Here is a 2,919-nt window from a genome sequence, read left to right as displayed (position 1 = left end):
CGCGTCAGCCGCGAACCCCGCTACGCACTCCGGATCCGGAAGGGCCCGCAAACTCCGCGCCCGCGCAGAGCGCCGCCCCCTGGAGAACGGGCCGACGACCCGCAGCACCGTCAGGATGTTCGTCAAGTGGTGCATCACGCATCAACACATGGCCGCCCACCTGAAGTTCCCATACCGGCGGGCCCGAACCATCCCTATGACCATCGACGATGGATGCTACGCCCAGATGGCCACGATCCTGGAACGGCGAGGCACCCCGGTGTGGATCCAAGCCGCCACCGTCCTGCTGCTGATCTGCGCACAACCCGTCTCGCGCATCGTCACCATCCGACTGGACGCACTTCAGACCGACTACAGCGGCGGCCTGTGAATCCGCTTCACCGGCGCCGAAGAAGAGCTGCCGCATCCGCTCGCCGACCCAGTGGCCGCGCTCATCGAATCCGGTATCCACGATGTCCCGAGATAACACACCGCCTCGGTGGAACCGCGCTACCGGAGAGCGCTACGCGCCAGTCATGGATCGGGGTGAACCGCCGGCGAGCCCGAGTCTTCGACAACCCGGCTGTCAGGCCGCCACGGTCGGCCAGCAGAAGTGGCGCGAGGGTGCCGGCGGTGAGCAATCACGCCGACACTATCGGCTGTAACGGACAGACCAGAGGCCACGAAGTGGGCTTCACCTACCGAGTGTTCTCTGCTTGAGGAATCGGAACCTTAGACAAGTCCCAGTTCCCCCTGCTCAGGAAACGCTTCGGTGTATCAGCACCCGGAAGTTCATAAATCCCCGTGAATCACCGGGCCTAGATGGGCGACTCGTCGCACATGCTGGTGGGCCTGCGCGGCGGGGTCGTGACCAGAGTCAGCGGGACAGGGCCCGTTGGCTGCTTGCGGGCGGCCAGGCCCATCGGGCGGGTGTGATCCTGCGAGGGATCGGGGATGCTGCGCTCTGCGGCCAGCAGGCCTTCGCCGTACCCCTGGACGCACTCCGGGTCGGGGCCGTCCATCGGAAGGCCGGTGAAGAACTTGGCCGCCATGCAGCCACCGCGGCAGCTGTCGTAGAAGTCGCACGAGGCGCACGCCCCGGCGGACTGCGGCTCACGGAGCTCGCGGAACAGCTCGGAGGTCTGCCACACGGATTCGAAACTGCCGTCGGTGATCACATTGCCGGCGAGGAACTCCTCGTGGATCGCGAACGGGCAGGCGTAGACGTCGCCGATCGGGTCGATCAGGCACACCACGCGACCGGCACCACACAGGTTGAGGCCGGGCAGCGCGCCCTGCCCCTGCCCCTCACCGAACGGCGTCAGGTGGAAGAAACTGTCGCCAGTAAGGACGTTCTCGCCGTTGGCGACCAGCCAGTCGTAGAGACCCTTCTGCTGCTCGGGCAGCGGGTGCAGGTCATCCCACACGTCGGCGCCGCGGCCCGAGGGCCGGAGTCGGGTGATCCGCAGGGTGGCGTCGTACTTGTCGGCCAGTGCCTTGAACTCGTCCAGTTGGGTGACGTTCTCGCGAGTCACCACGACCGAGATCTTGGAGTCGCGGAAGCCTGCGTCCTTGAGGTTCTGCAGTGCGCGGCACGCCATGTCGAATGAGCCGGGGCCGCGGACCGCGTCGTTGACCTCCGCGGTGGCGCCGTCGATCGAGATCTGCACGTCGACGTAGTCACTGGCGGCGAGACGCTTGGCCACGGCCTCGTCGATGCGCACACCGTTGGTGGAGAACTTGACGCCCACCTGGTGGCTCGTCGCGTAGTCGACGAGCTCCCAGAAATCGGAGCGGACGGTGGGCTCGCCGCCGCCGATGTTGACGTAGAAGACCTGCATCTTCTGCAGTTCGTCGATGATCGCCTTGCACTGTTCGGTGCTCAGCTCGCGCGGGTCACGACGGCCCGACGAGCTCAGGCAGTGCACGCAGGCGAGGTTGCAGGCGTAGGTGAGTTCCCAGGTCAGACAGATGGGAGCGTCGAGTCCGCGCTCGAACTGGTCGACCAGGCGGCCGACGGGTGCGGGACTTGCGGGGCGGTCGAGCATGCTGGTCATGAGGTCTCCTCGATCATGCGCGAGGCGGCGAGTTGGCCGAGCGCGTGCAGATACAGCCGCGCGGTACCCGGATCATCGATGGACACCCCGGCGGCGGCGCAGGCAGCGCGCGCGGAGGGATGGTCGGCGAGGGTGCGGACCACCTCGACGATGGTCGGCGACTTGAGAAAGCTGAGTTTGCGGGTGTGGAAGTGGTAGAGCAGGGCTCCGAACGGCTCGGGCCGTAGTGCCACCCCGGGGTGCAGGCGCCAGCCGGCGTCGAGATCGAATTCCGCCGGGGCGGCTTCCTGCTCGGCGCCGGCCGGCGCTGCTGCGGAGGTCATTTCAGTAGACCCCGCACATGCCGTCGATCGAGACCTCTTCGATGAGGGCCTCCTCCAGCACGACTTCGGTGTTCTGCGTGTTCTCCATTGCGTGTCCTCTCGTCTGCGCGTCGGAATCCTCACCGTGACAGGGTGAGATCTGCATCATATTGGCACTCCACATAAGACGATTTCCTCGCCGTTGGCATCGGCACCGACGCCGCTGCCGGCCTGTTCGCAATCCTGGCCAACCGTGAGCATCGGCTGCCGNGGGCCGATCCGGCCCGCTCGTGCCCCTGCCGCATCGGTGAGGGACGGCAGGGGCATCCGTCTCGGTGTTGGACCGTGTCGGTAGGCGTCCGCTCTCGGACCGAGTGCTACTTGACCAAGTCAAGCTTCTTTCGGTCCAAGGTTACCGCCACAGCGACGATGACAACCAAGCCTTGTACCACTTGCTGCAGGTACGGGTGAACCGCTCCAATAACCATACCGTTCGTCAGCGTCGTAATGATGAGGACGCCGGTGACAGTACGTAAAATGGGGCTCTTCGCGGTTAGCAGTGGCATTGGTGCCGGCTGGGT

At 65.8% G+C, this 2,919-nt stretch carries 4 protein-coding genes and 1 pseudogene; 1 reads left to right on the top strand and 4 read right to left on the bottom strand.

The window, feature by feature from the left end:
- Positions 1-370, top strand: a 370-nt coding sequence (locus QR64_RS28205) for a hypothetical protein (protein WP_235367238.1), incomplete at its 5' end; no start/stop codon positions are given.
- A gap of 427 nt (positions 371-797) precedes the next feature.
- Here QR64_RS28205 and mftC read toward each other — a convergent pair.
- The 4 genes and pseudogenes from mftC to QR64_RS28200 form a co-directional block, all read right to left on the bottom strand.
- Entirely contained in the window at positions 798-2,036 is a 1,239-nt protein-coding gene (gene mftC, locus QR64_RS18950) for a mycofactocin radical SAM maturase (RefSeq protein ID WP_039586792.1), read from the bottom strand.
- Positions 2,033-2,359: a mycofactocin biosynthesis chaperone MftB gene (gene mftB / locus QR64_RS18945; protein WP_039586791.1), complete on the bottom strand. Its 327-nt coding sequence runs from the start codon at positions 2,357-2,359 to the stop codon at positions 2,033-2,035. Before mftB ends, mftC begins: the two co-directional genes overlap by 4 nt.
- A 1-nt stretch (position 2,360) precedes the next feature.
- Positions 2,361-2,447 carry a mycofactocin precursor MftA gene (mftA, locus tag QR64_RS26625; RefSeq protein ID WP_067716580.1) on the bottom strand — a complete coding sequence of 29 codons (87 nt, stop codon included), beginning with the start codon at positions 2,445-2,447 and terminating at the stop codon, positions 2,361-2,363.
- A 268-nt stretch (positions 2,448-2,715) separates the two neighbouring features.
- Positions 2,716-2,919 (bottom strand): annotated as a pseudogene (locus QR64_RS28200) (hypothetical protein); the annotation flags it as partial.

The sequence above is a fragment of the Rhodococcus sp. Chr-9 genome (assembly GCF_000801125.1).
In the GTDB taxonomy this organism is placed as follows: Bacteria; Actinomycetota; Actinomycetes; order Mycobacteriales; family Mycobacteriaceae; genus Rhodococcus; species Rhodococcus pyridinivorans.
The sequence above is the reverse complement of the archived record's forward strand: the minus strand, read 5'-3'. Positions and strand labels throughout refer to the sequence as shown.

Bases quoted from the DNA above. Each gene is read 5' to 3' on its own strand.
- mftC (WP_039586792.1), bottom strand. From the start codon at position 2,036: ATGACCAGCATGCTCGACCGCCCCGCAAGTCCCGCACCCGTCGGCCGC.
- mftB (WP_039586791.1), bottom strand. From the start codon at position 2,359: ATGACCTCCGCAGCAGCGCCGGCCGGCGCCGAGCAGGAAGCCGCCCCG.
- mftA (WP_067716580.1), bottom strand. From the start codon at position 2,447: ATGGAGAACACGCAGAACACCGAAGTCGTGCTGGAGGAGGCCCTCATC.